Origin of the sequence: Anaeromyxobacter diazotrophicus (assembly GCF_013340205.1) — a bacterium.
Classification (GTDB): Bacteria; Myxococcota; Myxococcia; order Myxococcales; family Anaeromyxobacteraceae; genus Anaeromyxobacter_A; species Anaeromyxobacter_A diazotrophicus.
In genome coordinates, this window is record NZ_BJTG01000004.1 from 484,289 (window position 1) to 500,092 (window position 15,804).

Genomic DNA, 15,804 nt, shown 5'->3' on the forward strand with positions numbered 1-15,804 from the left:
ACGAGTCGACGTCAGGCTGTCAACGCGACGGGCGCCACGGCTGCGGGCGCTAGGCCCCCTTGAACGCGGCGGGCCGCTTCTCCAGGAAGGCGCGCATCCCCTCGCGCGCGTCCTCCGTGGCGAACGTCCCCGAGAACGCCTGCCGCTCCAGCTCGTTCGCGACCGGCAGCGCCACGTCGGCACCCGCCACCACCGCCCGCTTCGCCTGGGCCACCGCCAGCGGGCCGCGGCTCGCGATCTTCCGCGCCTGCTCCTTCACGAACGGGAGGAGCCGGTCGGCGGGCAGGACGTCCAGCACGAGGCCCATCTCCTTCGCCCGCGCCGCGTCGTAGTGGTCGCCGGTCATGATCATCTCGAGCGCGCGCATGGCGCCCACCCGCCGGGCCAGCCGCTGCGTGCCGCCGAACCCCGGGATGATGCCCAGGTTCACCTCCGGCTGCCCGAAGCGCGCCCGCTCGCCGGCGTAGACGAGGTCGCAGGCGAGCGCCACCTCGCAGCCGCCGCCGAGCGCGAAGCCGTTCACGGCGGCCAGCACCGGCACCGGGAGCGCCTCGAGGCGCGCCAGCACGCCGTGCGCGCGCTCCGCGAAGCGCCGCGCGGCGGCGGGCGTCATCTGCGCCATGGCGGCGATGTCGGCCCCGGCCACGAACGCCTTCTCGCCGGCGCCGGTGAGCACGAGCGCCCGCGCCGCCCCGGCCTCCACCTCGGCCACGACCTGCCCCAGCTCCTCGATGGTCTGCGCGTCGAGCGCGTTCAGCACCTTGGGCCGGTTGAAGGTGGCGAGCCCGACCCCGTCCTCGACCTGCCACAGGAGGTTCTGCAGCGCCATGGCGTTGCCTTTCCGCCGCCCGCGGCGGCGCTAGTCGTAACGGTAGAAGCCGCGTCCGGACTTCTTCCCCAGCCAGCCCGCCGCCACGTACTGGCGCAGGACCGGCGCCGGCCGGTACTTGTCGTCGCCGAGCTCGCGGTGCAGCACCTCGGCGATGAAGAGGCAGGTGTCGAGGCCGATGAAGTCGGCCAGCGTGAGCGGGCCCATCGGGTGGTTGAGGCCCAGCCGCACGCCGGTGTCGATGTCCTCGGGGCTGGCGAGCCCCTCCTCCAGCGCGAAGCACGCCTCGTTGAGGAGCGGGATGAGCACGCGGTTCACCACGAACCCGGGGCGGTCCTTCGAGGTGATGGTGGTCTTCCCGAAGCGCTTCGCGAGCTCCATGACCGCCTGGTAGGTGGCGTCGCTCGTCTGCAGCCCGCGGACGATCTCGATGAGCTGCATCACCGGCGGCGGGTTCATGAAGTGCATCCCGACGAACCGCTCGGGCCGCCGCGTGGCCGCCGCCAGCGCCGTGATGGAGACGCTCGAGGTGTTCGAGGCGAGGATCGCCTCGGGCGGCAGCAGCGCGTCCGCGCGGCGGAAGAGCTCCTTCTTCGCGCCCTCGTTCTCGACGATTGCCTCGACGAGGAGCTGGGCCCGCCCGCAGTCCTCGAGCCGCTCGGCCGCGCGCAGCCGGGCGAGCAGCGCCGTCCGGTCGCCCGCGCCGAGCTTGCCCTTCTCGACCAGCTTCTGGAGGGAGCCGCCGATCCGCGCCAGGCCCTTCTGCGCCAGCTCGGGCGTCGCGTCCGCGAGCACCACCTCGATGCCGGCCTGCGCCGCGACCTGGGCGATGCCGGAGCCCATCTGGCCCGCGCCCACGACGGCCATCCGCTCGATCACCATGCGTGCGCCTCCCGTCCCGCCAGGTGTAGGAGAGCCCCGCAGCCTTGTCAACGCGCCCCGCGGAGGGGGCGCGGCCCCTCCCCCGCCGGCTCAGGAGGCGGGGATGACGACGGTTCCGCTCTCGCTGACGGTGAAGCTGCGCTCGAGCTCCCGCGGCGCCCCCGGACCGAGCAGGCGGAGCCGGGCCCGGTACGCGCCGTCCGGCAGGCGCACGCGGTGGCTGGCCTGGCCGTCCGGGCCCACCCGCAGCTCGGCCCGGCGGACCACCTCGGCCTCCCCGCGCACGAGCTCCACCTCGAGCCCCGTCGCGCCGCTCCCGGCCACGCCGTAGACCAGCGTCACCTCCCGGGGGTTGGCCCGGAAGAGGAACAGGCCCAGCGCCACCGCGCCGCCGAGCAGGACGAGCCGCGCGGCGGCCTTCACTCCTCGCCCTGCTCCCCGCCGTGCTCCTCGCCGCGGCGTCGCGGCGCGACGCGCGGCTTCACGCTCGCGACCTTCACGTGGGGCTCAACCTTGCCGTGGCGATCCGGCTTGAGGCGGATCTCGGCGTGCACCTCGATCGACATCGAGGTGACGAGGCGCAGGAACTCGCGCCGCAGCGCCTCGGACTCGAAGAACTTCCGGACCTCCTCGCTCACCACCCGGACGATCTCGTCCTTGGCGCTGCCCGCCTGGCCGGCGATGTAGCCGACGATCTCCTTCGGCAGCTTCCAGTCCCGGGCGACCTTGCGCGCGCCCTCCTCGGTGAGGAAGACGGCTCCGAGGCCGGTCAGCACCGCCTTGCGCACCGTGTCGGTGAAGGCGCGGCGCGAGCCGCCGTCGCCCGCCTCTCCGGCCGCGGCGGCGTCGGGCGCCTCGGGCAGGTCCTCGTCGTCTTCGGGGCCGGGCGCCATGGTCGCGAGACCTCTCTCAGGCGCGCGGCTGCGCGCCCAGCACGGGGAGCTTGGGCGCCTTCAGGTTCTGCACCGAGATGGCGCCCGCCACCTGCTGCGCCGCCGCGAAGAACGCCTTCGCCTGCGGCCCGTCGGGCTGGCCGGCGGCGATGGGCACGCCCTGGTCGCCGCCCTCGCGCACCGCCAGGTCGAGCGGGATCTCGCCCAGGAAGCGCATGCCCAGCTTGTCCGCCGCGGCGCGGACCCCGCCGTGGTCGAAGATGGCGGTCTCCTGCCGGCAGTGCGGGCAGACGAAGGTGGACATGTTCTCGACGATGCCGAGGACCGGGATGCTCACCTTGTCGAACATGAGCTTGGCGCGGATGACGTCGGCGAGCGCCACGTCCTGCGGGGTGGAGACCAGCACCACGCCCGCCGCGCGGACGTTCTGCGCGAGCGTGAGCGGCACGTCGCCCGTGCCGGGCGGCAGGTCGAGCACGAGGTAGTCGAGCTCGCCCCAGTTCACGTCCCGGAGCAGCTGCAGGAGGGCGCCGGTCACCATCGGCCCGCGCCACACCAGCGCCTGGTCCGGGTCGATGAGGTAGCCGATCGACATGGTCTTGAGGCCGTGCGCGACGATGGGCTCGAGCCGCTTGCCGTCCTTCGAGTTGGGGCGCGAGGTGGTGCCGGTCATGACGGGCAGCGAGGGCCCGTAGATGTCCGCGTCGAGGATGCCGACCTGGGCCCCCATGCGCGCCAGCGAGACCGCCAGGTTGAGCGCCACCGTGCTCTTCCCGACGCCGCCCTTGCCGGCGCCCACGAGCACGATGTTCTTCACTCCGGGGGTGAGCGCCGCCTCGGCGACGCCGGGCGCCGAGCGCACCCGCGCGCCCCAGGAGAGCTCGACGCGCGTCGCGCCGACCTGGCGCAGCGCCGCCTCGACGTCCTTCGCGATGGTGTCCTTCAGCGGGCAGGCCGGGGTGGTGAGCTCCACCTGGAGCGACACCGCCGTCCCCTCGATCTTCAGGTCCTTCACCATCCCCAGGGTCACCAGGTCGCGGCGGAGCTCGGGGTCTTGCACCTTCTTCAGCGCTTCCAGGGCGGTCTTCGGGTCGAGGGCCATGTGGGGACGCTTATAGCGGGAGCCCCCTCCCCTTTCCACCTCCCGGCGCGGCGGCGGCTCAGCTCGCGGGCGAGAGCGGCAGCACCTCGACGCCGCCGCCGGGCGGCTCGATGCGGACCTCGCCCTCCTCGCCCTCCCGGCCGAACACCGCGGCCTCCACCTCGAGGAACCGCCTCACGACCTCCACGGTGGTGAGCAGGTGCTGGGTGACCTCGGAGACCGTGTAGCGGGTGGCGGGGACGATCCCGGGCGGCGGCGGGACGAGCCCGGCCGCGACCAGCGCCGCCGGCAGCACGAGCTGGTCGCCGAGGTGCGGGTCCACCGCCGCGCCCGCCTCGAGGAAGCGCGCGCAGGCCGCCACCACCTCGTCGGCGGCGCGGTCGGGGGTGTCGCCGCGGTCGCCGAGCGCGCCGAAGCCGGCCCGCGCGCGCTCGAAGTGCGCCACGAGCAGGAGGTGGCTCCCCGCCGAGCGGCGCGCCGGCACCGGGACCCGCGTCGCGTCCGCCGCCACGCCGATGTCGCGCAGCCGCCGCAAGGCGCGCTCGGCGAGGCGCTCGGCGGTCGCGAAGGGCTGCCCCGCCACCATCGCCACCACCTCGACCTCGTCGAGGGTGCCGCGGTGGCGGAGGTCGAGCGGCGGCATGGGGTGGGCGGGCTCGACCACCGCCGCCATCTCGCCCTCCCCCTCCGGATAAAAGCCGGCCGCCTGCAGCGACAGGTCGAAGCGGAAGCCGAGCCGCGCCACCGCCGGCGCCCACACCAGCGCCAGGTCGTGGAAGGTGGGGCTGTGCTGCTGGTGGGTGCCGCCGCGCAGCGTGAGGTGCGACCTGCCGCCGGCGAGCGCGAGCGGCCAGCAGACGGTCTGGAAGAGGAGCGGCGCCGAGCCGGCGGTCCCGAGGTCGAGCACGTGCTCGCCGGGGGCGGCGCGGGCGGTGGGCCGGAAGGCGATGCGCGCCGAGCCGACCTCCGCCCCCTCCACCTCGGCGCCGCACAGCTGCGCCGTCGCCAGCGCGGCCGCCCGGTGCTGCGGGCGCAGGCCGGGCTTGAGCCGGTTCGCCCGCACCCGCTCGATCGAGAACGGCCTGCCGGTGATGGCGGAGAGCGCGAGGGCGGTGCGGAGGATCTGTCCGCCGCCCTCCCCGGCGCTCCCGTCGAGCACGATGTGGGGCTCGGGCATCGGGCGGAGCGTGCTATATCGCGCCCGCCGGCTCAACCTCCGTGTGTAGCCCATCGGGGCCTGTCCAAATGACCGCCGCCCTCGTCGTGTTCGGCGCGACCTACCTGGCCATCGCCGCCGGGCGCGTCCCGTACCTATCGCTCGACCGGCCGTCCGCGGCGCTCCTCGGCGCGGTGCTCATGGTGGCGGCCGGCGTGCTCACCCCGGCGCAGGCGGGCGCGGCCGTGAACGGCGACACGCTCGGCCTGCTCCTCGGGATGATGATGCTCGCCGCCTACCTGACCGAGGCGGGCTTCTTCCGATGGGCGAGCTGGAAGGTCGTCACCTCGGTCCGGACGCCGCGGGCGCTGCTGTGGGGCCTCGTCCTGGCCGCGGGCGGCCTCTCCGCCTTCCTCGTCAACGACACGGTGTGCCTGATGATGACGCCGCTCGTCCTGCGCATCGTCGACGACGCGGAGCTGCCACCCATCCCGTTCCTGCTGGCGGTCGCCTTCGGCTCCAATGCCGGGTCCGTCGCCACCCTGACCGGCAACCCGCAGAACATGATCGTCGGGACGCTCTCCGGGATCTCCTACGCGCGCTTCGCGGCGGCGCTGGCGCTGCCGGCCGCGGCCTCGCTCGTCGCCGTCGCCCTGCTCCTCGAGCGGATGTTCCGCGCCGAGCTCCCGCGCCGCCCGCTGGCCGCCGCCGGGCGCCTCGCGCGGCCCGCGCTCGACGGACCCTTGCTCGCGAAGGCGCTCGGCGCCACCGCGCTCGTGCTGGCGGGGTTCCTCGCCGGGCTGCCGCTCGCGTGGACGGCGCTGGCGGGCGCCGCGCTCTGCACCGCGGTGGGGGGCCGGGCGCCGCGTGAGGCGCTCATGCGCGTCGACTGGCCCCTGCTCGTCTTCTTCGCCGGCCTGTTCGTGGTGGTCGCCGGCGTCGGGCGCTCCGGCGCCGCCGACCGGATGCACGAGGGCATCGCGCCCCTCCTCGGCGCCGGCGCGGCGCGGCAGACGGTCGTCTTCTCGCTCTTCTCGGTGGCCGCCTCGCAGGTGGTCTCCAACGTGCCCTTCGTGCTCCTCGCCGGGCACTGGATCCCTCGCATGGCCGAGCCCGCGCTCCTGTGGCTCGCGACGGCGCTCGCCTCCACCCTGGCCGGAAACCTGACGGTGGTCGGCTCGGTCGCGAACCTCATCGTGCTCGAGCTGGCGGGCGACCGCGGCCGGATCGGGTTCTGGCGGTTCCTGCGCTACGGCTCGGCCGTCACCGCGGTCACCCTCGCGATTTCTCTCGGGATTCTGCTCGGCGAGCGCGCGCTCGGCTGGACGGGGTGATCCCCGCGGCGAAATACGGGGGGAAAGCGGCCGTACGACCTTGCATGATCGGCGTGATGGCGCTCGGCACGTGCGACGGGGCCATCCCCGCGGAGGGGTGGCGGACGGTGAGGGAGGAGCCGGTCGAGCTGACCTTGGTCCGGCAGGCCGTGCGCGGCGACCGCGCGGCCTTCGCGCGCCTCGTCGACCTCTACCAGCGCGCGGTGTTCGGGCTGTGCTGCCGCCTGGTGCAGGACCGGGAGGAGGCGCGCGACGCCGCGCAGGAGACCTTCGTGCGCGCCTACGCGGCCCTCGCCACCTACGACGCCGCGAACCCCTTCGGCCCCTGGCTCCTCCGCATCGCCCGGAATCACTGCATCGACCTCGTCCGCCGCCGGCTCCCGCCGGCGCGCCGGCTGGAGCTCGACGCGCCCGTCGGCGGTGGGCGCGAGGACGGGTCCGAGCTCCCCGACGCCGCCGTCCGGCCCGCCGACGAGCAGCTGGTGGAGGCGCAGCAGGCGAGCGCGGTGGGGGCGGCGGTGGCGGCGCTGCCCCACAACTACCGCGAGGTGATCCACCTCTTCCACGTCGAGCACATGAGCTACAAGGAGATCGCGGCCACGCTGGAGGTGCCCATCGGCACCGTCATGACCTGGCTGCACCGGGCCCGCGCCAGGCTGCGGGAGCGGATGGCGGAGGAGGAGCGGGAGCCATGACGAGCCACCTCACCGACGAGCTGGCGCAGGCCTACGTGGACCGCGCGCTCCCGGACGCCGAGCGTGCGCGCTGCGCCGAGCACCTCGCGGCCTGCCAGGACTGCGGCCTCGTGGTCGAGTCGTACCGCGCGCTCGCGGCGGCGCTCGACGGGCTCGACGCGCCGGCGCCGCCGGCCGGCTTCACCGCCGGCGTGATGGCCCGCATCGACCTCACGCAGCGCGAGCGCGCCTTCGACCGGCGGCTGGCGCTCGGCATCCTCGGCGTCGCCACCTGCCTCGCGCTGGCCCTGTTCGCGCTGGCGGGGAGCGCCGGCTGGGCGCCGGTCCTGTCGGGCGCCACCGAAGCGTTCGCCCGCGCCGCCCGCGCTGCCGCGGTGACCGCCGACGTGGCGGCGCCGCTCCTGCGGGCGCTCCGGCTGCAGATCGCGCTCGGCTGCGCCGCGCTGGCCCTGCCGCTCCTCCTCGCCCTGTCGCGCCTCGTGCCGCGCACCGCCGCGGCGCCCGCCTGAGCGGCGCCCGAGAATCCCATGCTCCTCCCGACGCTGCTCGCCCTCCTCCTCGCCGCCCCGCCCCCGCCCCGGCCGCCGGCGCCACCGCCCGCGCCGCGCGAGGCGCCCGCGCAGGCCGGCGCCAGGCGGCTCGGCGCGTGGCCCGCGCACCCGAGCGGGAAGACCGTCACGCTCGAGGACGAGAGCGTCACGCTCGACGACGCGCTGGCGAAGATCGCGGAGGCAGCCGGCTGGAGCCTCGTCGCCCACACCGGCAGCCTGGGCGAGCGCGAGCTGCGGCTCACCCTGCGCCGGGTCCCGGTGGAGGAGGCGCTCGACGCCGTGCTGGAGGGGACGCCGCTCGCCGCCACCCGCCGCGGCGAGGTCGTCACGGTCGCGCCCGGCCGCGCCGGGCCGGCCGACGTGCCGGTCCTCTCCGGGTTCGAGAAGCCCACCGGGAAGCGCTTCACCGGCGACTTCGCCGAGGCGCCGGTGGGCGAGGCGCTCACCAAGGTCGCGGACGCCGGCGGGCTCTCGCTGGTGCTGCCGCCCGGGCTCCGCGGCGCGGTGAACGGCCACTTCCGCGAGGCGCCCGTCGAGGACGCGCTGCGGGCGCTGCTCGCCCAGGCCGGCCTCACCGCCCGCCGCGAGGGGGGCATCCTCACCGTCGCGCGCCAGAGCGGGCCGAGCCTCGTCATCCAGGGCGGGAAGCGCGGCTTCACGTTCCACTACGACACGGACGAGGCCGACCCGGGGGCCGACGCGCAGCGCTCCCTGCGCGACGCCCAGCGCGCCGAGCGGGACGCCCGGCGCGAGGCCAAGCGCGCCCAGCGCGAGGCCCGCCGGGCCGCGGGCAAGGGCGGCAACGCGCAGGTGACGCGCGGAGACAAGGTGGTCGGCGCCGGCGAGCGCGCGGGGCAGGTGGTGGTGCTCACCGGCAACGTGCGCCTCGACGAGGGCGCGAGCGCCGAGCAGGTGGTGGCGGTGCTCGGCTCGGTGGAGCTCGCCCCGGGCGCCAGCGTGGACGGCGAGGTGGTGGCGGTCGGCGGCGACATCCACGTGTCCCCGGGCGCGCGCATCGCCGGCGAGGCGGTCTCGGTCGGCGGCCGGATCGTGATCGACCCCTCCGGCGCCGTCGAGGGGGAGCAGGTGAGCCTCGACGTGCCGGGGCTGGGCGGCGCGCTGGCGCTCCTGGGCGCCCGCACGCCGGGGTTCGGACCGCGGACCCCGCTGCTCGGCCTCGCGCACGCGCTGGTCCAGTTCGCCGTCTTCTTCGGGCTCGGGCTCCTCCTGCTGGTGGTGTTCCCGCGGCGGGTCGAGGCGCTGACCGGCTCGGTGTCGCAGGCGCCGCTGAAGGCGGTGCTGACCGGCATCCTCGGCACGCTGGCGCTGCCGGTGGTCGCGCTCCTCCTCGTCGCCACCATCGTCGGGATCCCGCTCGTGGCGGTGCTGGTGCTGGGCGTGCTGGTGGCGGCGGTGATGGGCTACACCGCGCTCGCGCTCCACCTCGGCCGGCTGGTGCCGTTCCACTTCGAGCGCGGCGCGCCCATCCTGCAGCTCGCCATCGGCACGGCGGTGCTGGTGGCGATCGGGCAGCTCCCGGTCCTGGGCGCCCTGGCGTGGCTCGCGGCCTGGCTGCTCGTCTTCGGGATCGTGCTCCGCACGCGCTTCGGGCGGCCGCCCACGGCGGCCCCGCCGCCTGTCTACGGCACCACCGCCCCGCCCCCGCCCTCTCCTCCCCCCGCGCCGCCTCCGGCGACCGGGACCGAGGGCCGCTGAGCCGCTAGCGCGGACGGCGGCGGGGCGGCGGGCGGGCGGCGCCCTTCGGCGCCTGGCCCTTCGCCTGACCCTTCGGCGCCTGACCCTTCGGCGCCGGCGCCGCGGCCCCGGGCGCCGGCGGCGGTCCGTGGCCGTGGCGGCGCGCGGCCCGCGGGAGCGGCCGGCGCTGCACCTGGGACGGCTCTCCGGCGACGCCGCCGTCGAGGCCGACCGACCGCCGCATGGCCGACAGCTCCTCCGCCTCGAGCGGGCGGAAGCGGCCGGGCCGGAGCCCCTGCACCGAGACGCCGCCGAACTCCGGGCGGAAGAGGCGCAACACTTGAAGTCCGACCGCCTCGCACAGCCGCTTCACGAGGTGGTAGCGCCCCTCCCCCACCACGATGCGGATCCAGGTGTTCTTCTCGGCCTGCTCGTGGACGCCGACCTCGAGCGCCTTGGCCGGGCCGTCCTCCAGCCTGAGCCCCGCCTTCATGCGCTCGAGCTGCTCCGGCGCGGGCTCGCCCTTCACCTTGGCCAGGTAGACGCGCTGGTGGCCGTAGCGCGGGTGCGCCAGCCGGTTCGCCAGCTCGCCGTCGGTGGTGAAGAGCACCGCCCCCTCGGCGTCGTAGTCGAGCCGGCCCACCGGGAAGACGCGCGCCTTCACGCCCGCGAGGTAGGAGGCGGCGGTCGGGCGCCCCTCCGGATCGGAGAGCGTCGTCACGCAGCCGGAGGGCTTGTAGAGGAGCAGGTACTGGTGCTCCTCGGGCGCGGAGACGAGCTTGCCGTCGACGGCGACCAGGTCCTTCGCCGGGTCGACCTTGGTGCCGAGCTCGGTCACGCGCTGCGAGTTCACCGTGACCCGCCCGGCCGAGATGATCTCCTCCGCCTTGCGCCGCGAGGCGACCCCGGCGGAGGCGAGGAACTTCTGCAGGCGCTCGGTCATGAGATCTCGCCCTTCGACTCCGCATCATCCGCGGTCGGGGTCGCGGTCGGGGGCTCCGTCGAGGTCGACGTCGACGTTTCGTTCGCGGTCGGGGTCGCGGTCGCCGTCGCGGTTTCGATCGCGGTCGCTGTCGCTGTCGAGGTCGCTGTCGGGGTCGAGGTCGAGGTCACGGCCTCCGACACCTCCGCCTGCGGCTGCTTCGGCTCGAGCGCCTCCTGCGCCGCGCGCGTCTTCTCGTCCGCCGTCTCGATGGCGCGCTCCAGCTCCGCCAGGGCCGCCTCGCCCTCGGCCTGCTTCGCCTCCATCGCGGCGCGCAGGTTGGGGTCGGCGAGCTCGGCCACGAGCCCCTCCAGCTTCGGGCCCTCCTCCGGCGGCGCCTCCTTCTCCACGATGTCGCGGTGCTCCTCGGACAGCTCGTGGAACTCGCGCAGCGTCGGCAGCGAGGCGAGGTCCTTGAGGGCGAAGAACTCGAGGAACTCGCGGGTGGTGCCGTACAGCATGGGCCGCCCCGGCTCCTCCTTCTTGCCCAGGATCTTGATGAGCTTGCGCTCGAGCAGCGCCTTCACCACCGCGCCGCAGTCCACGCCGCGGATCTCCTCGATCTCGGGGCGGGTCACCGGCTGGCGGTAGGCGATGATGGCGAGCGTCTCGAGCGCGGCGCGGGTGAGGCGCTGCGGCTTCACGCGCAGGAAGCGGCGGGCGAAGTCGGAGAGGTCGGGCGCGCTGCGGAACTGCCAGCCCCCCGCCACCTCGTGCAGCACGATCCCGCACACGCCGTCGCGGTAGTGCCCGGCGAGCTTGTCGAGCGCCTTCTGCACCACCGGCACCTCGAGGCCGCTCGCGGCGCGTACCTCCTCCGGGGTGAGCGGCTTCTCGGCCAGGAAGAGCAGCGCCTCCACCACGGCGCGGACGCGCTCGGCGGGGAGCTTCTTGGCCTTGGCCGCCAGCTTGTCGAAGGGCTCCTCCTTCTCCCCCTCGTGCACCTCGATGTCGGCCGGCTCCACCTCGTCGAGCGCGGGATCGCCCTTGGCGTCCTCGGCCGCCTGGAGCGCGTCGAGCTCCGCCGTGGAGACCGTGGCGGCGGGATCCTTCGTCTCTTCGGTCACCGGTAATCCTCCGTGGCCGCGACCGGTCCCTCGCCGAGGGTCGCCTTGGCCTCGACCACGATCTCCGCGCCCGCGCCCGCCTCGTCGGCCGACGCCTGGTAGATGCGGATGAGCTTCAGCTTCGCCATCTCGAGCAGCGCCAGGAAGGTGGCGAGCACCGTCCCCCGCGTCGGCCGCTCCTCCCCGCCCCCGAGCAGCTCCTCGAACGACACCCGCCGCCGCAGGCGCAGCACCTCGGCCACGCGCGAGATGGCGTCGGTGATGGAGAGCCGGTCGGTCACCACCTCGTGGCCGAAGCCGGGCTTGGCGTGCGCGAGCGCGCGGTCGAGCGCCTCGATGAGCTTGAACACCGAGACGTCGGCCAGGCCCTCCGGCCCCTCCGGCGCCTGCACCGGCGGCGCGCGCACCTGGCGCGCGAAGACGTCGCGGTCGAGCAGGTCGTGCTGGGCGAGGTCCTCCGCCGCCGCCTTGTACTTCTGGTACTCGAGCAGCCGCCGCACCAGCTCCGCCCGCGGATCGACCCCGGCCGCCTCGTCCGCCGGCGCGTCCTCGGCCACCTCGGTGCGCGGCAGGAGCAGCTTGCTCTTCATGAGGATGAGCTGCGCCGCCATGTGCAGGAACTCGCCCGCGATGTCGATGTCGAGCTGCCGCATCGCCTCGAGCGTCGCCAGGTAACCCTCGGTGATGCGGGCGATGGGGATGTCGAACAGATCGAGCTGGTGCTCCTTCACCAGGTGGAGGAGCAGGTCGAGCGGGCCCTCGAACGGGGGCTGCCCGTCCTTCACCGAGGGCAGCGTGACGCGGAAGGCGTCGAGCGCGGCGCGGCCGGGCGCGCCCTCGCCCTCGCCCTCGGCGGCGTGATCGCCCGGGGCGACCGCCTGCTGTGCCGGCGCCTTCGACATCCCGCTCCCGCGCGCCGCCCGCCTACAGCTTCATCGCGGCGCGGACCTCTTCCATGGTGCGCGCCGCGGCCGCCCGCGCCTTGCGGGTCCCGAGCTGCACCAGCTCCTCGACCTCCTGCGGGCGGGCCAGCAGCGCCTCGCGCCGCTCGCGCAGCGCGTCCTGCGCCGGCCCCAGCGTCTCGAGCAGCCGCTTCTTGCAGTCGACGCAGCCGATCCCGGCCGAGCGGCAGCCCGCGTACATCCAGGCGATGGTCTCGGGGGTCGAGTAGACCTTGTGCAGGAAGCCGATGCCGCAGACGTCGGGCTCGCCCGGGTCGGTGCGGCGCTTGCGGGCCGGGTCGGTCGCCATCGGCATGATCTTCTTCGCCGTCTCCTCGGCCGACTCGCCGAGGTGGATGGCGTTGCCGTAGCTCTTCGACATCTTCCGGCCGTCGGTGCCCAGGATCTTGGGCGCGCTGGTGAGCAGCGGCGCCGGCTCGGGGAACACCTGCCCGTAGTGGAAGTTGAAGCGCCGCGCGATCTCGCGCGCGAGCTCGAGGTGCGTCACCTGGTCGGCGCCCACCGGGACGCGGGTGGCCTTGTACAGGATGATGTCGGCCGTCATCAGCACCGGGTAGCCGAGGAAGCCGTAGAGGGCGAGGTCGCGGTCGGTGATGTTCTCCCGCATCTCCTTGTAGGTGGGCGAGCGCTCGAGCCACCCCAGCGGCGTGATCATGCCGAGCAGGAGGAAGAGCTCCGCGTGCTCCTTCACCTGGCTCTGGACGAAGAGCGTGGCCTTCTGGGGGTCGATGCCGGCGGCGAGGAAGTCGACGAACATCTCGCGCTCGGCCTGCTTGATCGACTCGGTCTGGTGGTAGCTCGTGGTGAGCGCGTGCCAGTCGGCGCTGAAGAAGAAGCAGGTGGCCTCGTCCTGCAGCCGCACCCAGTTCGCGAGCGCGCCGTGGAGGTGGCCGAGGTGGAGGCGCCCGGTGGGGCGCATGCCTGAGACGACGATGGGCTTGGTCATGGTGGGATGAGCCCTCGCTACGCGCCCGCGACCGCGCCGAGCAGCCGGTTGAGGAGCCCGTACACGGCCCCCATCGGCCCGGCCATGATGTACCGGGCGCCGATGAAGACGGCGATGAGCACGAACGGGGCGAAGCGCGTGAAGCTCTCCCACGCGCCGCGGAACCGCAGCGGCAGCATGCCCTCCAGCACGCGGCTGCCGTCGAGCGGCGGGACGGGGATCATGTTGAAGATGGCCAGCGCGACGTTCAGCTGGATCATCATCCCGAGGAGCTCGCCGGTGCCGGAGCCGCGCGAGATGGCCTCCGGGTAGTACCGGTAGCCGAGCCCCATCACGACGGTGCAGAGGACGGCCAGCGCGACGTTCGAGAGCGGCCCGGCGGCGGCGGTGAGCATGGTGCCGGTGCTCATCCGGATGCTCCGGCGGAACCGCGCCGGGTTGATGGGGACGGGCTTCGCCCAGCCGAACGGGATCCCGAGCAGCGGCAGGAGCAGCGTGCCGATGGGGTCGATGTGCGCCAGGGGGTTGAGCGTGAGGCGGCCCGACCGCTCGGCCGTGTCGTCGCCGAGCTTCCAGGCCGACCAGGCGTGCGCGAACTCGTGCACGGACAAGGAGAGGATGAGCGGGATGAGGATCTTCACCCCGGACAGCAGATCGAAGCCCAAGAAAAACCCCTGAAAAGAACGGTTGTTTAGCAGCGCAGGCCGGATCGGTCAACGCTCGCGGGGCCGCGCCTCTTCCGCTCACGCCCGCGGGTGCGCCTTCGCGTACACCCGCTGCACGTGGCTCGTCTCGACGTGCGTGTAGATCTGGGTGGTGGCGATGTCGGCGTGCCCCAGCATGGCCTGGACGGCGCGGAGGTCGGCGCCGCCGGCGAGCAGGTGCGTGGCGAAGGAGTGGCGCAGCTTGTGCGGCGAGATGCGCCGGGCGATGCCGGCCGCCCGCGCGTAGCGGTTGAGGAGCTTCCAGAACCCCTGGCGCGTCATGCGCGCCGCGCGCGGGGTGACGAACAGGTCCTTCGAGATCCGCCCGCGCAGGAGCCGCGGCCGCGCGGACTCGACGTAGGCGCGGACCGCCTCGGCGGCGGGCGCGCCCACCGGGACGATGCGCTCCTTCGACCCCTTGCCGCGGGCGAGCAGCATGCGCGTCTCGAGGTGGAGGTCGTTCACCGAGAGGGCGACCAGCTCCGAGACGCGGAGCCCGGTGGCGTAGAGCAGCTCGAGCATGGCCCGGTCGCGCAGGCCGGCCGGGGTGGTGGGCCGGGGGGCGGCGAGCAGGCGGTCCACCTCGTCGCGGGAGAGGAGCTGGGGGAGCTTGTGCGCCGGGCGCGGCCCGTCGACGTCCTCGGTGGGGTCGACCTCGGCCAAGCGCTCCGCCTGCAGCAGGCGATGCAGCGAGCGGATGGCCGAGAGCGCCCGGGCCTGGCTGCGGGCGCCCAGGCCGGCCCGGAGCAGGTGGTCGAGGTGCGCGAGCAGGTGCTCGCGCCGGACGTCGGCCCAGCCGCCGACGCCCTGCCGCTGGAGGTCGTCGAGGTACCGCCGCAGGTCGCGCGCGTAGGCGTCGACGCTGTTCGGCGACAGCCCCTTCTCCACCCGCACGTGGACGAGGAAGAGATCGAGCGCGGGATCGAGCGGGTTCGCCACCGCGGAGACGATACCGCCGCGCGGGCGGGGGTCCAGTTCGCGGCCCGCGCGCCGCTCAGAGCAGCAGGTCGCTCGTGTCGCCCTTCCCCTGCCGCACCACCACCGGCTCCGGGCCGGTGAGGTCGATCACCGAGGAGGCCTCGTTGGGCTTGAAGCCGCCGTCGAGGATGAGGTCGAGCCCGTGGCCGAGCCGCTCCTTGATGTCGTGGGCGTCGATGAGGACCTCGCCGTCCGGCGCGGCGGCCGAGGTGCTGATGACGGGGTGGGCGAGCGCGCGCACCAGCGCCAGCGCGATGGGGCTGTCCGGCAGCCGGACGCCGACCGTCTTCTGGCGGCGCAGCACGAGGTCCGGCACGAGCCGCGTGGCCGGCAGGACGAAGGTGAAGGGCCCCGGCGTCTTGCGGCGCAGCACCCGGTAGGCGGCGTTGTCCACGATGGCGTAGCGCGACACCTCCGCCAGGTCGGGGCAGATGAACGACAGCTCGTGCGACCGGGGCAGCTGCTTCAGCTGGTAGATGCGCTCGATGGCGCGCTTGTCGAACAGGTCGCAGCCGATGGCGTAATAGGTGTCGGTGGGGAAGGCGATGAGGCCGCCGGAGGAGAGCGTCTGCACCGCGCGCTCGATGAGGCGCGGCTGCGGGTGCTGCGGGTCGATCTCGACGATGGGGGCGGCCGCCATCGCGCGGTTCTAGCACGGTCCGCGCGCCCCGGCACGCGCGCGCACGCGCGCCACCGACGCCCGCCGGGGGTGAGCCCGGCAGGCGTCGACGCGCGCGCGGTCGCGGGTGGCGCCCGGGCGCCTCGAGCGTCAGGTGCGGGTCTTCCCGCGCTCGATGAGCTCCCGGACCTTCTGGCCGCCCTTGCGGCCGATCTCCTCGTAGAACGCGTGGCCGCGCTCGTCACGGACCGTGATGCCGCCCTTCCGGCCCGCCTCCGACACCGTCATGGCGCGGCGCGGCGTCGCCGCCGACTCCTCGTCGTCCTTCCGCGGAGCCCCAGCCGCCCCCGTCCCCTTCTCCTCGTACTCCATGCACCCCCCCTTCGCCGGTTCCCCGGACTCGTGGACT

The 15,804-nt window shown here is 74.6% G+C and carries 18 protein-coding genes; 4 read left to right on the forward strand and 14 right to left on the reverse strand.

Annotated features, from left to right (window positions below):
• Positions 1-49: 49 nt before the first annotated feature.
• The 6 genes from HWY08_RS10910 to rtcA all read right to left on the reverse strand — a co-directional run bounded on the left by HWY08_RS10910 (position 50) and on the right by rtcA (position 4,883).
• A complete protein-coding gene (locus HWY08_RS10910) occupies positions 50-829 on the reverse strand; it encodes an enoyl-CoA hydratase/isomerase family protein (RefSeq protein ID WP_176064925.1) in 780 nt (259 codons plus the stop codon).
• A 30-nt stretch (positions 830-859) separates the two neighbouring features.
• Positions 860-1,711, reverse strand: a complete 852-nt coding sequence (locus HWY08_RS10915; RefSeq protein ID WP_176064928.1) for a 3-hydroxybutyryl-CoA dehydrogenase — start codon at positions 1,709-1,711, stop codon at positions 860-862.
• A 90-nt stretch (positions 1,712-1,801) separates the two neighbouring features.
• Positions 1,802-2,134 carry a hypothetical protein gene (locus HWY08_RS10920; RefSeq protein ID WP_176064929.1) on the reverse strand — a complete coding sequence of 111 codons (333 nt, stop codon included), beginning with the start codon at positions 2,132-2,134 and terminating at the stop codon, positions 1,802-1,804.
• Positions 2,131-2,604 carry a hypothetical protein gene (locus HWY08_RS10925; RefSeq protein WP_176064930.1) on the reverse strand — a complete coding sequence of 158 codons (474 nt, stop codon included), beginning with the start codon at positions 2,602-2,604 and terminating at the stop codon, positions 2,131-2,133. Before HWY08_RS10925 ends, HWY08_RS10920 begins: the two co-directional genes overlap by 4 nt.
• 16 nt (positions 2,605-2,620) lie before the next feature.
• Positions 2,621-3,706, reverse strand: a complete 1,086-nt coding sequence (locus HWY08_RS10930; RefSeq protein WP_176064931.1) for an Mrp/NBP35 family ATP-binding protein — start codon at positions 3,704-3,706, stop codon at positions 2,621-2,623.
• 58 nt (positions 3,707-3,764) lie between these two features.
• Positions 3,765-4,883: an RNA 3'-terminal phosphate cyclase gene (rtcA, locus tag HWY08_RS10935; RefSeq protein WP_176064932.1), complete on the reverse strand. Its 1,119-nt coding sequence runs from the start codon at positions 4,881-4,883 to the stop codon at positions 3,765-3,767.
• 68 nt (positions 4,884-4,951) lie between these two features.
• On the opposite strand from rtcA, the gene HWY08_RS10940 reads away from it, so the two are divergent.
• The 4 genes from HWY08_RS10940 to HWY08_RS10955 are packed head-to-tail and all read left to right on the forward strand — an operon-like array spanning position 4,952 to position 9,158.
• Complete coding sequence (locus HWY08_RS10940; RefSeq protein WP_176064933.1) at positions 4,952-6,196, forward strand: ArsB/NhaD family transporter; 1,245 nt, start codon at positions 4,952-4,954, stop codon at positions 6,194-6,196.
• A 56-nt stretch (positions 6,197-6,252) separates the two neighbouring features.
• Positions 6,253-6,891, forward strand: a complete 639-nt coding sequence (locus tag HWY08_RS10945; RefSeq protein WP_176064934.1) for a sigma-70 family RNA polymerase sigma factor — start codon at positions 6,253-6,255, stop codon at positions 6,889-6,891.
• On the forward strand, positions 6,888-7,400 hold the full coding sequence (locus HWY08_RS10950) for an anti-sigma factor family protein (protein WP_176064936.1): 513 nt from the start codon (positions 6,888-6,890) through the stop codon (positions 7,398-7,400). The genes HWY08_RS10945 and HWY08_RS10950 overlap by 4 nt, the downstream gene beginning before the upstream one ends.
• A gap of 18 nt (positions 7,401-7,418) precedes the next feature.
• Positions 7,419-9,158 (forward strand): STN domain-containing protein, encoded by a 1,740-nt coding sequence (locus HWY08_RS10955; protein WP_176064938.1) that lies wholly within the window; start codon positions 7,419-7,421, stop codon positions 9,156-9,158.
• Positions 9,159-9,162: 4 nt separating this feature from the next.
• On the opposite strand, the gene HWY08_RS10960 is transcribed toward HWY08_RS10955, so the two are convergent.
• The 8 genes from HWY08_RS10960 to HWY08_RS10995 form a co-directional block, all read right to left on the reverse strand.
• Positions 9,163-10,080 (reverse strand): pseudouridine synthase, encoded by a 918-nt coding sequence (locus HWY08_RS10960; RefSeq protein ID WP_176064939.1) that lies wholly within the window; start codon positions 10,078-10,080, stop codon positions 9,163-9,165.
• Positions 10,077-11,186 (reverse strand): SMC-Scp complex subunit ScpB, encoded by a 1,110-nt coding sequence (gene scpB / locus HWY08_RS10965; protein WP_176064940.1) that lies wholly within the window; start codon positions 11,184-11,186, stop codon positions 10,077-10,079. Before scpB ends, HWY08_RS10960 begins: the two co-directional genes overlap by 4 nt.
• Positions 11,183-12,088 (reverse strand): segregation and condensation protein A, encoded by a 906-nt coding sequence (locus tag HWY08_RS10970; protein WP_176064941.1) that lies wholly within the window; start codon positions 12,086-12,088, stop codon positions 11,183-11,185. The genes scpB and HWY08_RS10970 overlap by 4 nt, the downstream gene beginning before the upstream one ends.
• 22 nt (positions 12,089-12,110) lie before the next feature.
• Positions 12,111-13,094: a tryptophan--tRNA ligase gene (gene trpS, locus HWY08_RS10975; RefSeq protein ID WP_176064942.1), complete on the reverse strand. Its 984-nt coding sequence runs from the start codon at positions 13,092-13,094 to the stop codon at positions 12,111-12,113.
• A gap of 17 nt (positions 13,095-13,111) precedes the next feature.
• Entirely contained in the window at positions 13,112-13,735 is a 624-nt protein-coding gene (locus tag HWY08_RS10980; RefSeq protein WP_235969571.1) for a site-2 protease family protein, read from the reverse strand.
• Between the two features lie 102 nt (positions 13,736-13,837).
• Positions 13,838-14,737 (reverse strand): site-specific tyrosine recombinase XerD, encoded by a 900-nt coding sequence (xerD, locus tag HWY08_RS10985; protein WP_176064944.1) that lies wholly within the window; start codon positions 14,735-14,737, stop codon positions 13,838-13,840.
• Between the two features lie 55 nt (positions 14,738-14,792).
• Positions 14,793-15,416 carry an L-threonylcarbamoyladenylate synthase gene (locus HWY08_RS10990; protein ID WP_176064946.1) on the reverse strand — a complete coding sequence of 208 codons (624 nt, stop codon included), beginning with the start codon at positions 15,414-15,416 and terminating at the stop codon, positions 14,793-14,795.
• Between the two features lie 129 nt (positions 15,417-15,545).
• Positions 15,546-15,767 (reverse strand): hypothetical protein, encoded by a 222-nt coding sequence (locus HWY08_RS10995; RefSeq protein ID WP_176064484.1) that lies wholly within the window; start codon positions 15,765-15,767, stop codon positions 15,546-15,548.
• Positions 15,768-15,804: the final 37 nt, after the last annotated feature.